Origin of the sequence: Butyricicoccus sp. AM27-36 (assembly GCF_003480945.1) — a bacterium.
Taxonomy (GTDB): domain Bacteria; phylum Bacillota; class Clostridia; order Oscillospirales; family Butyricicoccaceae; genus Agathobaculum; species Agathobaculum butyriciproducens.
Genome location: NZ_QUJR01000037.1, coordinates 1 through 1830, shown reverse-complemented (window position 1 = coordinate 1830; position 1830 = coordinate 1). Strand labels below are relative to the sequence as shown.

Annotated in this window: 1 protein-coding gene; it reads right to left on the bottom strand. The window is 44.9% G+C overall.

Annotated features, from left to right (window positions below; translation table 11 throughout):
- Positions 1-45: 45 nt before the first annotated feature.
- Positions 46-1221 (bottom strand): tyrosine-type recombinase/integrase, encoded by a 1176-nt coding sequence (locus tag DW724_RS15355; RefSeq protein ID WP_118762051.1) that lies wholly within the window; start codon positions 1219-1221, stop codon positions 46-48.
- Positions 1222-1830 lie beyond the last annotated feature (609 nt).

Genomic DNA, 1830 nt, shown 5'->3' with positions numbered 1-1830 from the left:
ATTTGGTCGTGACACCAAAATGAAACCAAATGGATTTTAGATTTCTCAAATGACTTCAAGAAGCTCTACTGCTGCAGCTTCTGCGGATTCCAACACATGAATATAGGTGTTATAAGTAACAGATATATTCGCGTGTCCGAGCCACTTGCTTACTACGGTAATCGGAATACCGGCGTTAAGTGCCTGTGTAGCAAAGGTGTGACGAAGCTGATGAAGTGTGAACGGCTTGCCGATACCGGCATACGCCAATACGCGACGCAGAACACGGCGAAGCTGGTCGCTGCTCAGTGTTGTACCCTTGCGCGTTACCGCAACGGAATCGCTGACAATATCCATTTCACGATAGACAGCTTTCAGACTGTTCAAAGCGGCAATCGCTTTTGTGTTCAACGGCACAATGCGGTTGCCGCTTGCCGTTTTGGTACACTTAATCCGTGCTTTCTTATGCTTGATACGCACGCCGTCCTTGTCGCGGTCGTAGACCATCGACAGATTTTTGTTCACCGTAACGATTCTGCTTTCAAAATCAATGTCAGACCATTTGAGTGCTAAAAACTCACCGCACCGCAAACCGGTATGCACCAGAAAGACCAATGCGTGTGCCTGCATGATACAGGGTCTACCATTTTTATTTTTCATTTCTGCAATCCGTTCGACTGCCCGCACTTCGTCGCTTTCCAGCGCAACAATTTCGCGTTCCGGTTTAAAGGTCGCTTTCTTCGGCATCTTGACATTGTGCATAGGATTCCGTGAGAGATCGCCCTCAGAATGAGCATAAGAAAAAATTTCGGAAAGAATGATATAAATGATTTTGACAACAGTGAGCGAAAGCGTCTGACTCTTTTCAACAAGCAGTTTTTGCAACTGCTCACTGTGAATAGACGCAAGCTGCATTTTGCCAAACGCAGGCTTAATATGCGTCAAATAAGCACTTTCGTATTTGTCGAAGCTGCTGTCCTCAACCGAGTGCAGCTTGAAAGTGTATAACCACTGGTCGGCGTAATCACCGAAACGCCTGCTTGTGCTTTTGACAAGACCTTTTGCAGCGTCCTTTTTGAGTTCGCGCAGCTTGCGCTTTGCTTCGGATTCGCTCTTAGCGTACACAACACACGGTTTGAGCATATTCACGCTCTTATACTTTGCTACCCAGCGGCCGTCTTTTCGCTGGTATATACTGCCCTCTCCATACTTTCTTTTTGGTTTCTGTATTGCTGTAATCATCGTTTACTCCTTGTGTTTGTAACGGTGATGGCACAGCCAACAACACTATTATTATATCATATCAATCATAAGATTGTAAGCGGCATATTTACACTCCATTCTGCCGCAGGTAGCATTCTGCGCTCGTATTCTTACACTTGCCGATTGACTTACGACACCTCTCACCCGAATCTTATTCCGCCGGTGGGGAGTATCCTTTTCCGCTGTTCTCGCCACGCCGGTAGCTGACCGGCTGTTTTATCGAAGCGGCTTGTCGGTTGCCCGACACGGAAAATTCGTTACAGATGGAGCTTTATTCAGTTGTCAAAGTCCAATTAACCTCCTGCTTTTTGCTATTCGGCCTGTCTGTGCATTGCGTTACTATGCATATTTGCTGACAAGCCATGTATCACCGAAACCAAAATTAAAGAAAGCTAAGATAAGTATGGAGTTTAGGCTTTCATCTTTGATTGGGATTCTATCATACCGTATATACGAAACAAAGTCAATCAGGGCAGGAATTGTTCACATTTGATTCATAATTAAACTTTGGTACACAGAAAAGTTGCAAAAATGCAATATTCTTGTCCTCGTAACACTTTGCAATCGAACATTTGTTGCATAGTCCTA

Excerpts from the sequence above, each read along its gene's own strand:
- DW724_RS15355 (WP_118762051.1), bottom strand. The coding sequence starts at position 1,221 with ATGATTACAGCAATACAGAAACCAAAAAGAAAGTATGGAGAGGGCAGT.